A 13,815-nucleotide genomic window follows, 5' to 3' on the forward strand; every position below is an offset into this window, starting at 1 on the left:
ATCCGGGGCGCCGCTGGTTCTTCTCTATGACGCTGCAGCCAGCCGCGTCAGACGAGGAGACAGACCATGTCGAACGAGTACAGCAAGACCCCCGAGGCCGTCAGCGACCTCACGCATCTGCAGTACGAGGTCACGCAGGAGGATGCCACCGAGCCTCCCTTCCGCAACGCGTACTGGAACACCCACGACGACGGCATCTACGTCGACGTCGTCTCTGGGCAGCCGTTGTTCGCATCGACCGACAAGTTCGACAGCGGCACCGGATGGCCGAGCTTCACCAAGCCCATCGAGGCAGACGCCGTGACCACGCGCACAGACCGTACGCTGTGGATGAAGCGCACCGAGGCGCGATCCAGCGGTGCCGACAGCCACCTCGGGCACGTCTTCGACGACGGGCCACGCAACGCCGGAGGACTGCGCTACTGCATGAACTCCGCCGCCCTGCGCTTCATCCCGGCTGACAGCCTGGAAGATGAGGGGTACGGTCGCTACCGTCACCTCTTCACCACCCCGAACACCGAGGAGAACTCATGACCGACACCGGAACGATCACCCGTACCCCCGGGACCGAGACCGCCGTGCTCGCGGGCGGCTGCTTCTGGGGCATGGAAGACCTCATCCGCCGCCAGCCCGGCGTGCTCGACACCCGAGTCGGCTACACCGGCGGCAGCAACGACCACGCGACCTATCGCAACCACCCCGGTCACGCCGAGGCCGTCGAGATCGTCTTCGATCCCACGAAGACGACGTACCGCGACATCCTGGCGTTCTTCTTCCAGATCCACGACCCGTCCACCAAGGACCGTCAGGGCAACGACATCGGATCGAGCTACCGCTCGGCGATCTTCCCGCTCACGCCCGAGCAGGAGACCGTCGCGCGCGACACGATCGCCGACGTCGACGCCTCGGGTCTGTGGCCGGCCAGGGCCGTGACCACGATCGAGCCCGAGGGGCCGTTCTGGCAGGCCGAGGAAGAGCACCAGGACTACCTGATCAAGTACCCGAACGGTTACACCTGCCACTTCCCGCGCGCGGGATGGGTGCTGCCGAAGCGCGAAGAGAGCGCGGCCGTCTGAAGCCTGTCTCCTCGTCGGGGCTCAGGCCTCGGCGAGGTTCAGCTCTCGGAGAGGAAGGCCAGCGCGGCTTCCTTGAAGGCGCGGGATCCCGGAGCGTTGAAGTGATTGCGATCCGGGATCTCGAAGAACCGTCCCTGAGGGGCGGCTGAGGCGAGAGCGCGGGATCCCTCGATGATCGCGTCCTTCGACCCGGTCGCGAACAGGATCGGGCTCCCCGGTGCGTTCGACGGATCCGGGTCGATCGTCCGTGACGACCGCATCCCCTCGGCCAGCGCCACCAGGGCACCGAGATCGTTGCCGGGCACGCGCTCGGTCAGCGTGATGTAGTTCTGCGTGGTCGGGTCCGACACAGGCGTGCCGTCGGCCAGGTATGCGCGCACCTGATCGAGATCGAGACGGGCGAGAGGGATGCCGTCCGGCACACCGCCGAGCACAGCACGTCCGATGCGATGTGGGAGATCGCGAACGACCTCCCAGCCGACGCGCGCACCGAGCGAGTACCCGACGTAGACGGCTTCGTCGACGAGGTATGTGTCCATGACCGTCTCGACATCGGTCGCCAGGGTGCGGATGCCGTAGGCGTCTGCCTGATGCGGCTTCTCGCTCAGGCCATGGCCGCGCTGGTCGAGGGCGAGCACCCGATATCCGGCTTTGATGAGTTCGCGAACCCATCCGGTCAGGACCCAGGTGTCCCGGGCGCTCGACGCGAAGCCGTGCACGATCACGACCACCGGGGCATCGAGCTCGCCCCAGGTGTACGTCGCGAGGCGAGTGCCGTCGGCGGCGTGCACCTGCTGGGGCTCGGGCATGTTGGTCAGGTCGGAGAGAGGAACAGCCACGGCACCCATTGTCCTCCTGCGCGGCGCCCGGATACGCCGAGACCCACCGGCCACGGGGGACGATGGGTCTCGGTCGTCAGCGGATGCGACTCAGAAGCGAGCGCGCAGCGCGTCACCCAGCGACGCATCCACGTTCGTCCAGTACTGGAAGAAGCGCTCACGGATCGCGTCGATCGTGATGCCCTGGCCTTGGCCGGTCAGCGTCTCGAGGAAGCGCGCGCGCTGCTCGTCGTCGAAGACCGTGCGGTACAGGGTTCCGGCCTGGCCGAAATCGTCGTCGTCCAGGTGCAGGGTCGCGGCGGCGCGGATCAGCTCGCCGTCCGACTCCCAGCTCGCCTCGACACCGGCTGCGGGATCGGCGGTCGGGCCGCCGGCCGCACCGTACGAGTTGGGTGTGTAGACACGGTGCTCGGCCGGGTTGAACTTGTACTGCATCTGGCCCTCGTGCATGTAGTTGCGCACCTCGGCCGCGTGCGGCTGGTTGACCGGCAGCTGGTTGTAGTTCGCACCGATGCGGTAGCGCTGAGCATCCGAGTAGGCGAACACGCGAGCCATGAGCATCTTGTCGGGCGAGATGCCCGTGCCGGGCACCTGGTTGCCCGGCGAGAACGCGGCCTGCTCGATCTCGGCGAAGAAGTTCTGCGGGTTGCGGTCGAGCGTGAACGTGCCGACCTTGATGCGCGGGTAGTCCTTCTTCGACCAGGTCTTCGTCAGATCGAACGGGTTGAAGCGGTAGGTCTTGCCCTCGTCGTACGGCATGACCTGCACGTAGACGTCCCACGAGGGGGCGTCGCCGCTCGCGATCGCGTCGAACAGGTCGCGGCGGTAGTAGTCGGCATCCGACCCTGCGAGCTTCTCGGCCTCTTCGGCGCTCATCGCCTCGACGCCCTGCTTCGAGAGGAAGTGGTACTGCACCCAGAAGCGCTCGCCTTCGGCGTTGACCCACTGGTAGGTGTGCGATCCGTAGCCGTTCATGTGCCGCCAGCTGCGGGGCAGGCCGCGGTCTCCCATGAGGTACGTGACCTGGTGGGCGGACTCGGGCGAGAGGGTCCAGAAGTCCCACTGCATGTCGGCATCGCGCAGACCCGAGTCGCCGAGGCGCTTCTGCGAGTGGATGAAGTCGGGGAACTTCATGGCGTCGCGCAGGAAGAACGTCGGGGTGTTGTTGCCGACGATGTCGAGGTTGCCCTCGGGTGTGTAGAAGCGCAGCGCGAAGCCGCGCACGTCGCGCCAGGTGTCGGGGGAGCCCTGCTCGCCCGCGACCGACGAGAAGCGCAGCAGCGTCTCGCTCTGAGCTCCGGGCTGGAAGGCCGCGGCGCGGGTGTAGGCCGAGACGTCCTCGGTCACGGTGAACGTTCCGAACGCTCCGCCGCCCTTGGCGTGCGGGTTGCGCTCCGGCACGCGCTCGCGGTTGAACGAGGCGAGCTTCTCGACGAGGTAGCGGTCGTGGAGGACCGTGGGGCCGTCAGCGCCGACGGTGAGCGAGTGGGCGTCGCTGGCGACCGGCGTTCCGGTCTGGGTCGTGGTGGCGGGCGTGGTCGATGGATCGGTCATGTTCTTCTCCTTCTGCGCGCGGGCGCGACGAATACCCCGGAGGACCGGGAGCGGACGACGGATGCTATTGCGCGGCGTTCTGGCAACTGGGGCACAGGCCCCAGAAGGTGACTTCGGCTGTTCGGACGGTGAATCCCCCCGCCGAAGACGGGGTGAGACACGGCGCTTCGCCGACGACGCAGTCCACATCGCCGACCGCACCGCACTGGGTGCAGACGACGTGGTGGTGGTTGTCGCCGATGCGCCGTTCGTAGAGCGCTGCGGAGCCTGCCGGTTCGATACGGCGGAGCAGGCCCGCCGTCGTCAGGTCCGCGAGGATGTTGTGCACCGACTGGATCGACGTCGTCGGGAGCACCTCGGCCACGGCGCGGTAGACCCGCTCCGCATCCGTGTGGGCCATGGATTCCATCACCTCGAGCACAGCGACACGGCCCGCGGTCGCCCGCAGTCCCGCATCGCGAAGCGCGGAGTCGAGGTCGGTGTCCATGCCTCGACTGTACCCGCTGTTTTTAGTTATTCAAAAGATCGGCGTGTCGGCGTCGACGGTTGCGCGCGTCGTGCAGATGCGTAGCGTGGACGGATGGGTATGAGACGAGCGGCGACGATCGGACTGATCCTGGTGGCGGGCGTGGCGCTCGCCGGATGCACGGGGGAGCCCTCGGGATCACCGGCCGGATCTCCCTCGCCTTCGGCTTCGACGCCCGCGCCCACTGCCGGCGCGGACGGGGCGGATGCCGACGAAGCACTGCTTCCGATTCCCGTCGACGAGATCCGAGACTGGGCCGAGACGGCGGTGCCGAGCACCGGTGCCGACGGGTCGAGCCCGATACTCTCCGGGTGGTTGAGCGAGCACACGTCGGCTCATCACACGACGGACCTGAAATCTCAGGAGGCGGGTGCCTATCAGGCGCAGCTCGCCTGCCGAGGCGAAGGCATCCTCACGCTCACAGCCGGCCAGCTCGACGAGGAGCCTTCTGCCGAGCCGATCGTCTGCGAGAACGAGACGATCGCGTTCGACATCACCACTGAGGCGACAGGGATGCAGATCGTGCTCGACCTCGAGGGTGCTCCCACGATCTACGCCCTGTCGCTGCAGCGGATGGGCTGAGCCGCGATCAAGGTGCCGCGGCCATGCTGAGTGCCGTGCGCAGCTGCTCTTTCGCGCGCTGATAGCGACTTCTCGCCGTGGAAGCGGGGATCCCCACGATCTGTGCCGCTTCCGCGATGCTCATGCCGTCCCAGTGCACGAGCTGGATCAGCTCGGCGAGATCAGGCTCCAGACGAGCGATCGCGTCACGCACCTCGATGTGTTCGTCAGCAGCCGGCGCGGCACAGAGCGAGGCGTTGGCGCGCACTCGTTCGGCCAGCGCCCATCGACGACGCTCGCCTCTTCTGTGATTCTGGAGCGCTCCGCGTGCGATCCCGAACAGCCACATTCGCGCCTGTTCGGGATCGGCGGGGACGTCGCCCGCTCGGCGCCAGGTGGTGGCGAAGGTTTCGCCCAAGAGGTCAGGAGCGTCTTCGACGCCCACACGCCGGCTCAGGTACGAGAGCAGGTCGACCGAGTTCGCCTGGATGGCGTGCTCGACGCCTGATCGCCAAGACACGCGCGGCCGCATCATTCACTGATCGCTTCGCACTGGATGTCGTAGTCGGAACTCCACTGACCGGAGTCGAGCCCGTAGGCAAGAGCTTCGGCCCGCAGTGCATCCCCCAGGGCATCGTGTGCGGCAGCCGCGTAGACGTCGTCGGCGGTCGGCCCTTCGGCCGTCTCGCGGACATCCGAGAGCTGGCCCTCAGGCGACACGGCGACCATCATTCCGCTGCCCGCTCGCCTGTGCACCTCTGCAATCGAACCTTCGATATCCGCAGCGGCAATCGCGTCGAACGATCGGAAGTGCGCGCTCAGCGCCGCGTCGGGAGCGGTCGAGATCGGTCCCGTCTCGGGTGCGTCGGTGACCAGGAGCATCTTCACCCGGGCCTCGCAGTCCCTCCCGCTGGGAAGAGTGAAGGGGTAGGCGATGTCCGGGTCCTGGGCCCAGGGCGCCCAGTTGAAGGTTGTCGCAGCCACGGCTGTTCCGGCTCCCCCGAGGAGAAGGAGCGACAGCCCGGCGCCGACCAGGATGCGTGCGGGCCTGCGTCGGGACGACTCTGAGCCGCGGGCTTCACGCGAGAGCAGCGCAAGATCGCGGTCCAGGCGTGGCGTGCTTCTCACGGAGCCGGGAGCGGAGTGGGTGAGAAGGTCATCGAGTGGGTCGCGGTCAGTCATGAGTGCCTCCAAGCAGGTTCACTTACTGACATGTCCGGCTACGCCGCAAACGTCCACTAAGACATCGAGCGATCAGGTGGCTGCCCGTGAGGGGCGGCGGTGCGGCGGCTGCATACTGAGCCGCGATTCGCGGGTGTCAGGACTCCGAGGGGGCGAGAGGCAGCTCGAGTCCGTAGTTCCACGACAGGATCGCCGGCTGCTCACGGTAGAAGCTCAGCACGGAGACCGATCCGGCGTTCAGGGTGATCTGCGCCCCGAAGCGCGGAGCCAGTCGCAGATAGACGGCGGTCAAGATGCGCAGGAAGTGGCCGTGCGCGACGAGTGCCACATCACCGTCGACCAGGGCGGGAAGGACCCGGGTGAGAACCCGCGACGCGCGGGCGGCCACCTCTTCGACGGTCTCTCCCGGCGTCTCGCCCCGGATCACACCATGCGTGAAGGCGCTCCAGTTGTAGCCGAGCTCCTCGCGGATGTCCTTCGTCGTGCGGCCCTCGTATCCTCCGTAGTCCCATTCGACGAGCAGCGGATCGACCTCCGCGTGCAGGCCGGCGAGCTCGGCCGTGCGGCGGGCGCGCTCGAGCGGCGATGTCAGGACGAGCGAGAAATCGTAGTCCGCGACCAGTTCCCCGGCACCGCGAGCGAGATCCTCGCCCCGCGCCGTGAGCGGGACGTCGGTGAGCCCCGTATGCAGGCCCGCCTTCGACCATTCCGTCTCCCCATGGCGCAGAAGCACGAGTTTTCCCGACGGATTGTCGGGCGCTGGACGGTCGGGCAACGGGTCGTTCTCGGGGATCGCAGGCACACCGCAACCGTAGTCCGACGAGCCGCCCGATCTTCGAATCGCGCACTTTGCGGAAATGCACCCCCACCGATTGCAAGGTGCGCGATTCGAAAGTCAGGCCCGGGTGATGGTGAACCCGCCGCCGCGCACCCGCACCTTCCCGCCCTGCACGGCTTGACCCCGCTGCGATCCGTCGGCGTCGTACGACCGTCCTGATCCCGCCGCGAGGGGCGCGACCCGCTGATCGCGGCGGCCCCCGTTGGCGTACAGCACCGCGGAACCGGATGCCGTGGCATACACGGCCGACGCGACCGCCGGCTGGATCACCAGAGCGTCGAGCCGCACATCACCGGTACTCGTGCAGCGCACGGTAACCGCCTCGGACGGCAGGTCGCCGCCGAGCAGCTGCGGCACCAGCATCCCGTCTGCCTCGGTGAGCCCGCGATCGCCGACCGCTCCCGCAGGAGTTCGCGTGCTCCAGAGCCGCTTGCGACCGAGGAACACCTCCCATACCGCGTCGCCGGCATCCGCGACCTGCCGCCAGATCAGACCATGCAGGATGCCGCCTGCCTCTGTCACATCGAACTCGACGGATTCGCCCGCGGGCACCGTCACGTATGCGGCGCCCGAGAGATTGCCCTCTCCGATCCACGCACCGCCCTCGGGGCGCACGATCTCGCATCCCGCCGAGAGTCGAGCGCTCTCGGCATCGATCACGCGCAACCCCGTGAACGAGGACAACCCGGTGATCGAGGTCGCGATCCGGGCGATGTCACGGTTCGCGTCGAGCAGCAGCATCGTGAGGAGCCCGTGGATCGTCGACTCCGCGCCGGAGTTGCGGTTCACGCGCCCGTCGGTCTCGACGCCGTCGAACGTCACGCCGGTGGCCGGGTCATAGACAGGGATGCCGGCGGTGTTGGCCCCGAAGAACCAGCCCGCGGCCAGCCCTGCGAGCACGCGCAGTCCCTCGCCTCCGACGGTCGCCGCCTGCACCGCGCCGGCCACGCGACCGTGCGCGCCGTAGGCGATCTGCGCTTCGGCGGGCAGCGGAGCCCACGCGTTGTGCGGCCCGCCCGAGGCGAGCACCTGCGGCGTGAACGTGCCGGCATCCGCGACGGCCGCGGCCTTCCAGTCGCGTCGCCGCAGCAGCCCACCGGCTCTGGCCAGAGCCTCGGGCGCAGCCGCGCCCCAGGCGTGCCAGAAACCGAGGGAACCCGTCCACGGCAGCACAGCGCCGAAGGGCCATCCCTTCGCGGGGTCGGTGGCCAATGCGCCGACGCCCTCGCCGTAGGTCTGCAGGGCCTGGCGGCTGCGGGCGTCACCGGCCTCGGTCGCGGCGGCGAGCCCGAGCATCGCCTCGGCCGTGGCATCCGCGCCTCCGGCGATCAGCCAGGCGGGCAGATCCCTGCCGTCGCTGCGCACCCACTGCCCGGCGCGGGACAGCGATTCGCGACCGAGCGCATCGAGGGCGAGATGCAGCCGTTCGAGCAGGAAGGCCGCGAACGCGGCATCCTCCCGGCGGAACGCGGCGTATCCCTCACCGAACGCCCACACCGTGCGGGCGAGCCAGTACGACTCGGCGGAGTCCGAGGGGTCGGGCAGCTCGACGGGGATCGCGCTGGGGTTCAGCGTGCCGTCCTCCTGCTGCCACAGCACGACTCGACCGGCGTTGTCGCCGCTCGTCGTCTGCAGGTACGCGAGCGAGCGCAGCACATCACGCGCCTCGTCCCGGCTCTGCGGGTCGCCGGTCGCCGCCCAGTCCCGCAGGAACACGATGGCGGCGCGGGCGATGTCGTCCGCGTTGTAGGCGCCCTGCGTCCAGTGCCCGGTCACGGCGTCGCGCGTCCCTCCGCCGACAGGGCGGTAGCCGCCGGCGCCGTCGGTGTCGGCATACGTCCACGGCGCGAGCACCCGCGGCGATTCCTCGATGCCGAAGGTCGTGTGCGTCGCGCTCGCGACCACCGGCACCTCGGCGAGCAGGAACCGCAGGTGCGAGAGGTTCGTGAGTCGTGCACCGCGTGCGGCATCCAGCGGTGCGGAGCCCCAGGGACGAAGATTGGCGGATGCCGAGGCCTGCGCCGTGTGCGCATCGAGGGGCAGCAGGGCGAGCGCCGAGCCGGCGGCCGCCGCGGTCAGGAACGTGCGTCGGGAGATGGACATGGTCTCATTCCTCGCCGGCACCTGAGCCGACAGCGTCTCTCAATGCGCGACCCCACGGCTGGGCCGGGTCGTGGATGGCGACGGCCAGCGTCGTGTCGGACTGCCCGTAGTAGGCGAACCACTTCTCCTGGAACTTCACGAGTCCCTCGACGAACGTCACATTCGACACCAGGCCGTTCATGTCCTCGAACGTCTGCGGCCGCAGCCACGGCTCCTGCAGGCGGGCGATCACCTTCGTCGGCTCGTCGGGGTCGATCGCGATCTGCCCGCAGCGGTAGTCGACGTCGACCGAGCCGTCGTCGTGCACCGTGCGGGTCGCCCCGTTCGTGAGCAACACGAGCAGTCCGTTGTCGGCGAGCACGGGTGAGGTGCCGATCTCGACGAGCGCTTCGTCCCAGGTGCCGGGAGTGGGCGAGTACATCGGCTCGGTGTCGGCCGTGCCAGGGGTCCAGTGGATGAGGTCGTCGCTGGTCGCCCAGTAGATCGCCCCCTCGCCGAAATACATCCACCACTTCCCGTGCATCCGCTGCGGCACGATGACCCCGGCTTTCGACCAGTTGAACCCGCGCGGGTCCATGGTCTTGAAGGTGTCGAAGTCGTCGAACAGCGGCCCGTGCTTGGTCCAGGTGCGCAGATCGGTCGAGGTCGCGAGGCACAGCTGCGCGCTGCGCCTGTCCCAGCCGGTGTAGGTCAGGTAGTAGGTGCCGTCGATCAGCGCGATGCGCGGATCCTCGCATCCGAAGCGCTCGTAGTCCTCGGAGGGGGAGAGGATCGGCGCGTCCTCGCGGGTGAAGTTCACGCCGTCTTTCGAACGCGCGATGCCGATGTGCGACACGATGTCGTCGGCGTGCGCCCGGTACAGCAGCACGACCTCGTCGCCGTCGACGATCGCCGCCGGGTTGTAGAGGTTGGCCGACTCCCAGCTGTCGCCTTTCGGTCGGAGGATCGGATTGGCCTCGTAGGGGGTGAACGGGCCCAGGGGGAAGGTGGCTCCGGAGAACATGGGTGCCTTTCTGACTAGCCTTTGACGGCCGCGCCGAGGTCGGTGGCTCGGAAGAACCGCTGGAAGACGACGAACAGGATCACGACGGGGAACGCCAGCGCTGTCGCACCGGCGAGAATCGCGCCGTTGGGGTTCGCCGTGGACTGCGCGACGTTGGAGATGTAGTTCGCGAGGGACACCGCGAGCGGCTGCAGCGACGCATCCTTCGTGATGAGGAACGGCCAGAGGAACTCGTTCCACGGACCGATGAAGGTGACGAGCACGACAGTCACGAGCACCGGCTTGATCAGCGGGATCGCGACCGACGTCAGCAGGCGGATCTCGCCGGCGCCGTCGATGCGCGCCGCCTCGAAGATCTCGACGGGCAGCGCCTTGAAGAACTGCACGAAGATGAACACCGCCGTCGTGTTGATCAGGAACGGCAGGATCATGCCCAGGTACGAATCGCCGAGCCCGTAGCTGCGCGTGATCTGCACGTACAGCGGGATCATCAGCAGCTGGAACGGCACCATCTGCACGAGCAGCATGAGCACCCAGATGACGCCGCGGCCGCGGAAGTCGAGCCGGGCGATCGCATAGCCCGCGAGCAGGCCGAACACGACGGTCCCCAGCAGCACGCCGGCGGTGAAGATCAGCGAGTTGAGCAGTGAGCCGACCAGGTCGATGCGTGAGTCGATCGCGACGAAGTTGTCGACGGTCCACCCGGAGGTCGGGAAGAGCTCGTTCGGCGAGTTCGTCGGGTTCTCCTGGAAAGCGCCGACCAGCATGAAGTAGAACGGGAACGCGAAGCCGATGGCTGCGACCGTGAGCAGCACCAGGCTCAGGATGCGGGGGAGTGAACGCTTGCGTCTCATGGTCATCGCTCCCTGGTTGCGCGGTTGGCGGCGAGCGACAGCATCCCGACCAGGATCACGAGGATCATGCCGATCGCAGCCGCGGTGTCGGGGTTCTGCTGCTGGATGCCCAGCTGGTAGATGAGCAGCACGGGTGTCGAGGAGGCGCCGTCGGGGCCGCCGCCGTTCGTGAGCAGGTACGGCTCGGTGAAGAGGTTGGCGCCTGTGATGATCGACAGGATCAGCACGAGCGTGGTCGCATTGCGGACGCCGGGGATGGTGACGTTCCAGAAGCGAGAGAACGCTCCGGCGCCGTCGGTCTCTGCCGATTCGTAGAGCTCTTTGGGAACGTTCTGCAGGGCCGCGAGGTAGAGCAGGATGTAGAACCCCAGCTGCTTCCACGTGACGTAGAGCGCGATCATCGGCATCGCGAGTCCGCTGTTCACGAGCCACGACGGATCCGGGGCGAGTGGGCCGAGGATGGTGTTGATCAGCCCGTTGCCCGAGAACAGCAGCATCCAGACACCGACGAGCGAGACGCTCGCCGTGAGGTACGGCACGTAGAACGCCACCCTGTAGGCGGCGACCCAGCGGATGCCGGTGTTCAGCGCCGCGGCGAGCACGAGCGAGAGCACCGCGGTGAGCGGCACGTTGATGACGAGGAAGATCAGGGTGTTGCGGAACGAGCCGAGCACGCGCGGGTCGGTGAGGACGGTGACGAAGTTGTCGAAGCCCACGAAGGGACGCTCGACCTCGACGTTGGGCGCGGTGAAGAAGTAGTCGTGGAAGGCGATGTAGATCGCGAACCCGAGGGGGTAGGCGAAGATCGCGATCACGAAGACGAAGTACGGCAACGCGAAGAGGGCGCCGAGCGGTTGCGCCCCCAGCAGTCGAGTGCGCAACCGCCCCCTGGGTGGCCGGCCCGCGGACGGGGCCGGGGCAGGAGTGCCCCCGGCCACGTCTGCGACGGCGTCGTCTCGGAGCGTCATCGCCGGCTCATCACTCGGCGACGAGATCGTCGATCTTCGCCGCCGCGTTCTTCAGGAAGTCGGCGATCGGCTCCTTGTCGAAGATCACGGAGGCGGAGTACTCGTCGCGGAACGCCTGCCAGGCCTCCACGGAGTTGGGGATGCTGGGCACATCCGCCGTCGCCTCGGCCTGCTCGGCGAAGGCCACGTAGTTCGGGTTCGCGTCGAAGTAGTCGGCGTACGTGCCGGTGAGGTCGGTGCGCATCGGCATCTGACCGGTCGCCTCGAGCAGCTGCCCGTCGCTGTCGACGCTCGTCGAGAACTTCAGGAACTCCCATGCCGTGCCCTGGTTCTCGCACGCGGTGAACATCGAGACGCTCTTCGAGTCGGCGAACGTCGTCGGGTTCTCGCGGCCGTCGCTCGTGGGCACAGGCATGAATCCGACGTCGACGGTGTCGGCGTACGACGGGATGGCCCAGGGGCCGGCGAGCTGCATGGCGGTGGTGCCGGCAGACATCGCATCGTCGGTCGACGCCTCGTTCGGCGAGAGCTTCTCGTCGTAGAAGGTCCTCCAGAACTCGGCGACCTCGCTGCCGGCATCCGAGTCGAACGTCGACTTTCCGTCTTCGACCAGCATCGTGCCGTCGGTCTCGGCGAGGTAGAGCGGGTAGAAGTCGAACCAGGGCTGGTAGAACTCGCTGGTCGGTGCCGGCCAGATCGCACTCTGCACGCCCGAGGCGACGATCGCGCGCGAACCCTCGAGGAACGCGTCGTACGTGTTCATCTGCGGGTCCTCGGGATCGATGCCTGCGGCCTGGAACAGAGCCTTGTTGTACATCACCATCACCGGGTTCGACTTCCACGGCAGCTGGTAGAAGCTGTCGTCCGTGGCGTAGGCGTCGACCTCGCCGCCACGATCGGTGATGTAGTCGCTGCCGCCCTCCATGGTGCTGAGGTCGACGAGACCGCCCTGCTTGACCCAGCCCGAGACGGCGGCCGGAGCCACGTTGTAGACGAGGCAGGGCGCGGTGCCCGCGGTGATCGCGGCGGTGATCGCCTCTTCCGACGACGAGCCGGCGGGGATCTCCTGGGCGTTGACCTTCTCATCGGGGTGCTCGGCGTTCCAGGCGTCGACGACGGCGGTGCCCCAGGCGACCTCCTGCTCGTTGTTCGACAGCCAGACGTCGATGGGGCCGGTGGAGTCGGCCGAGCCTTCGCCGCCGCCCCCACCTGCCGAGCATCCGGTGATGACGAGCGCTGCCGCCCCTAAGAGCGCTGCTGCGCGGATCTTCTTCTTCATGGTGTCCTCCTTGACGCGATGGTTCGGGTGATCGTCTAACGGGCGGTGCTCTCCCGGAAGTGCACGATGTTGCAGTCGACGACCTCGGTGCGCGGTTCGGCACCCAGGACGTCGGCCAGCAGCAGACGGGCGGCCGCGCGCCCTCGCGCGGCAGGCCCGGACGAGACGCTCGTGAGAGCGGGGGAGAGGTGGGCGGAGAGATGGTCATCGTCGAAGCCGGCGATCGCGAGATCGCGGGGGATGCTGAGGCCGCTCGAGCGTGCATACGACAACCCGGCGATCGCCATGGTGTCGTTCGAGTACAGGATCGCCGTCGGCCGATCCGGCAGGTCGAGCAGCTCGGCGGTGCGGGCGCGGCCACTGGCGGCGGTGAAGTCGCCCTCGCGCAGCAGTTCGTCGCCTCCGACGGCGTCGATGTAGGCATCCGCGCGCACCCGCGAGTGCACATAGTCGAGAGGGCCTGCGACATGCGCGATGCGCTCGTGGCCGTCGGCGCGCAGGTGCGCGAGGAGCTCGCGTACGGGGGCGTCGTCATCTGTGCGCACGCACGAGAACCGCGTCGGCTGCTCGTATGCGCCGACCAGCACGGCCGGGAGCTCGAGTTCTTCGAGCAGCGGTACGCGCCAGTCGTCGTTCCGAAGATCGAGCAGCAGGGCGCCGTCGGCGCGGCCGTGGCTCAGAGAACGATAGGCGCGCTCCTCGGCCGCGCGATCGGGAACCACCTGCAGGATCAGGGCCGTCTCGGTCTCGGCGAGCACCGACTCGACGCCCGCGATGAACGCCGGGAAGAACGAGTCGTTCGCGATGACCTCGGGGTCGCGGGCCAAGACGACGGCGACGGCATTGGCCCTCTGCGTGGCCAGGGCCCTGGCGCTCTGACTCGGCACCCAGTCGAGCTTCTCGGCCGCGGCGAGCACCTTGGCCCTGGTGTCATCTGAGATGGGCCGCTTGCCGCTCAGGGCGTGCGAGACGGTGGCTTTGGTGACGCCGGCCTCGCGGGCGACGTCGGCGATCGTCGTGCGACTCATGCCA

Annotated in this window: 14 protein-coding genes and 2 pseudogenes; 4 read left to right on the forward strand and 12 right to left on the reverse strand. The window is 68.0% G+C overall.

Annotation, left to right across the window (positions count from 1 at the left end):
* Window positions 1-66 precede the first annotated feature (66 nt).
* Complete coding sequence (msrB, locus tag ACQ4LY_RS05660) at window positions 67-534, forward strand: peptide-methionine (R)-S-oxide reductase MsrB (RefSeq protein ID WP_431075046.1); 468 nt, start codon at window positions 67-69, stop codon at window positions 532-534.
* Entirely contained in the window at window positions 531-1,076 is a 546-nt protein-coding gene (gene msrA / locus ACQ4LY_RS05665) for a peptide-methionine (S)-S-oxide reductase MsrA (protein ID WP_431075047.1), read from the forward strand. Before msrB ends, msrA begins: the two co-directional genes overlap by 4 nt.
* Before the next feature lie 38 nt (window positions 1,077-1,114).
* Here the strand turns inward: msrA and ACQ4LY_RS05670 are convergent, their stop codons facing one another.
* Complete coding sequence (locus ACQ4LY_RS05670) at window positions 1,115-1,924, reverse strand: alpha/beta fold hydrolase (protein ID WP_431075048.1); 810 nt, start codon at window positions 1,922-1,924, stop codon at window positions 1,115-1,117.
* Window positions 1,925-2,005: 81 nt separating this feature from the next.
* Complete coding sequence (locus ACQ4LY_RS05675; RefSeq protein ID WP_120494614.1) at window positions 2,006-3,469, reverse strand: catalase; 1,464 nt, start codon at window positions 3,467-3,469, stop codon at window positions 2,006-2,008.
* A 61-nt stretch (window positions 3,470-3,530) separates the two neighbouring features.
* On the opposite strand from ACQ4LY_RS05675, the pseudogene gvpH reads away from it, so the two are divergent.
* Window positions 3,531-3,743, forward strand: a pseudogene (gene gvpH / locus ACQ4LY_RS05680) (gas vesicle protein GvpH); the annotation flags it as partial.
* On the opposite strand, the pseudogene ACQ4LY_RS05685 reads toward gvpH, so the two are convergent.
* Window positions 3,711-3,956: pseudogene (locus tag ACQ4LY_RS05685) on the reverse strand (Fur family transcriptional regulator); the annotation flags it as partial. The pseudogenes gvpH and ACQ4LY_RS05685 overlap by 33 nt on opposite strands.
* Before the next feature lie 93 nt (window positions 3,957-4,049).
* Between ACQ4LY_RS05685 and ACQ4LY_RS05690 the strand changes: the two are divergent.
* Window positions 4,050-4,577, forward strand: a complete 528-nt coding sequence (locus ACQ4LY_RS05690; protein ID WP_431075049.1) for a hypothetical protein — start codon at window positions 4,050-4,052, stop codon at window positions 4,575-4,577.
* Between the two features lie 7 nt (window positions 4,578-4,584).
* Here ACQ4LY_RS05690 and ACQ4LY_RS05695 read toward each other — a convergent pair whose 3' ends face one another.
* From ACQ4LY_RS05695 to ACQ4LY_RS05735, 9 genes are all read right to left on the reverse strand, one after another.
* Window positions 4,585-5,076: an RNA polymerase sigma factor gene (locus ACQ4LY_RS05695; RefSeq protein ID WP_431075050.1), complete on the reverse strand. Its 492-nt coding sequence runs from the start codon at window positions 5,074-5,076 to the stop codon at window positions 4,585-4,587.
* Window positions 5,077-5,087: 11 nt separating this feature from the next.
* Window positions 5,088-5,738, reverse strand: coding sequence for a hypothetical protein (locus ACQ4LY_RS05700; RefSeq protein WP_431075051.1), 651 nt, complete (start codon window positions 5,736-5,738; stop codon window positions 5,088-5,090).
* Between the two features lie 136 nt (window positions 5,739-5,874).
* Window positions 5,875-6,531: a histidine phosphatase family protein gene (locus ACQ4LY_RS05705; RefSeq protein WP_431075754.1), complete on the reverse strand. Its 657-nt coding sequence runs from the start codon at window positions 6,529-6,531 to the stop codon at window positions 5,875-5,877.
* Between the two features lie 102 nt (window positions 6,532-6,633).
* The gene (locus ACQ4LY_RS05710) at window positions 6,634-8,679 is read right to left on the reverse strand and encodes a hypothetical protein (protein WP_431075052.1); all 2,046 of its coding nucleotides are present in this window, start codon (window positions 8,677-8,679) and stop codon (window positions 6,634-6,636) included.
* 4 nt (window positions 8,680-8,683) lie between these two features.
* Window positions 8,684-9,682 (reverse strand): glycoside hydrolase family 130 protein, encoded by a 999-nt coding sequence (locus ACQ4LY_RS05715; RefSeq protein WP_431075053.1) that lies wholly within the window; start codon window positions 9,680-9,682, stop codon window positions 8,684-8,686.
* Window positions 9,683-9,696: 14 nt separating this feature from the next.
* On the reverse strand, window positions 9,697-10,536 hold the full coding sequence (locus tag ACQ4LY_RS05720) for a carbohydrate ABC transporter permease (RefSeq protein ID WP_056311128.1): 840 nt from the start codon (window positions 10,534-10,536) through the stop codon (window positions 9,697-9,699).
* 2 nt (window positions 10,537-10,538) lie between these two features.
* Window positions 10,539-11,504, reverse strand: coding sequence for a carbohydrate ABC transporter permease (locus tag ACQ4LY_RS05725; RefSeq protein ID WP_431075054.1), 966 nt, complete (start codon window positions 11,502-11,504; stop codon window positions 10,539-10,541).
* Between the two features lie 10 nt (window positions 11,505-11,514).
* Window positions 11,515-12,783: an extracellular solute-binding protein gene (locus tag ACQ4LY_RS05730; RefSeq protein WP_431075055.1), complete on the reverse strand. Its 1,269-nt coding sequence runs from the start codon at window positions 12,781-12,783 to the stop codon at window positions 11,515-11,517.
* Window positions 12,784-12,818: 35 nt separating this feature from the next.
* Window positions 12,819-13,811 carry a LacI family DNA-binding transcriptional regulator gene (locus tag ACQ4LY_RS05735; protein WP_431075056.1) on the reverse strand — a complete coding sequence of 331 codons (993 nt, stop codon included), beginning with the start codon at window positions 13,809-13,811 and terminating at the stop codon, window positions 12,819-12,821.
* Window positions 13,812-13,815: the final 4 nt, after the last annotated feature.

This window comes from Microbacterium phyllosphaerae, assembly GCF_050628115.1.
Taxonomy (GTDB): Bacteria; Actinomycetota; Actinomycetes; order Actinomycetales; family Microbacteriaceae; genus Microbacterium; species Microbacterium phyllosphaerae_A.

Bases quoted from the DNA above. Each gene is read 5' to 3' on its own strand.
- ACQ4LY_RS05730 (WP_431075055.1), bottom strand. From the start codon at position 12,783: ATGAAGAAGAAGATCCGCGCAGCAGCGCTCTTAGGGGCGGCAGCGCTC.
- msrA (WP_431075047.1), top strand. From the start codon at position 531: ATGACCGACACCGGAACGATCACCCGTACCCCCGGGACCGAGACCGCC.
- ACQ4LY_RS05690 (WP_431075049.1), top strand. From the start codon at position 4,050: ATGGGTATGAGACGAGCGGCGACGATCGGACTGATCCTGGTGGCGGGC.
- ACQ4LY_RS05715 (WP_431075053.1), bottom strand. From the start codon at position 9,682: ATGTTCTCCGGAGCCACCTTCCCCCTGGGCCCGTTCACCCCCTACGAG.
- ACQ4LY_RS05675 (WP_120494614.1), bottom strand. From the start codon at position 3,469: ATGACCGATCCATCGACCACGCCCGCCACCACGACCCAGACCGGAACG.
- ACQ4LY_RS05720 (WP_056311128.1), bottom strand. From the start codon at position 10,536: ATGAGACGCAAGCGTTCACTCCCCCGCATCCTGAGCCTGGTGCTGCTC.
- ACQ4LY_RS05700 (WP_431075051.1), bottom strand. From the start codon at position 5,738: ATGACTGACCGCGACCCACTCGATGACCTTCTCACCCACTCCGCTCCC.
- ACQ4LY_RS05735 (WP_431075056.1), bottom strand. From the start codon at position 13,811: ATGAGTCGCACGACGATCGCCGACGTCGCCCGCGAGGCCGGCGTCACC.
- ACQ4LY_RS05710 (WP_431075052.1), bottom strand. From the start codon at position 8,679: ATGTCCATCTCCCGACGCACGTTCCTGACCGCGGCGGCCGCCGGCTCG.
- ACQ4LY_RS05725 (WP_431075054.1), bottom strand. From the start codon at position 11,504: ATGACGCTCCGAGACGACGCCGTCGCAGACGTGGCCGGGGGCACTCCT.
- ACQ4LY_RS05670 (WP_431075048.1), bottom strand. From the start codon at position 1,924: ATGGGTGCCGTGGCTGTTCCTCTCTCCGACCTGACCAACATGCCCGAG.
- msrB (WP_431075046.1), top strand. From the start codon at position 67: ATGTCGAACGAGTACAGCAAGACCCCCGAGGCCGTCAGCGACCTCACG.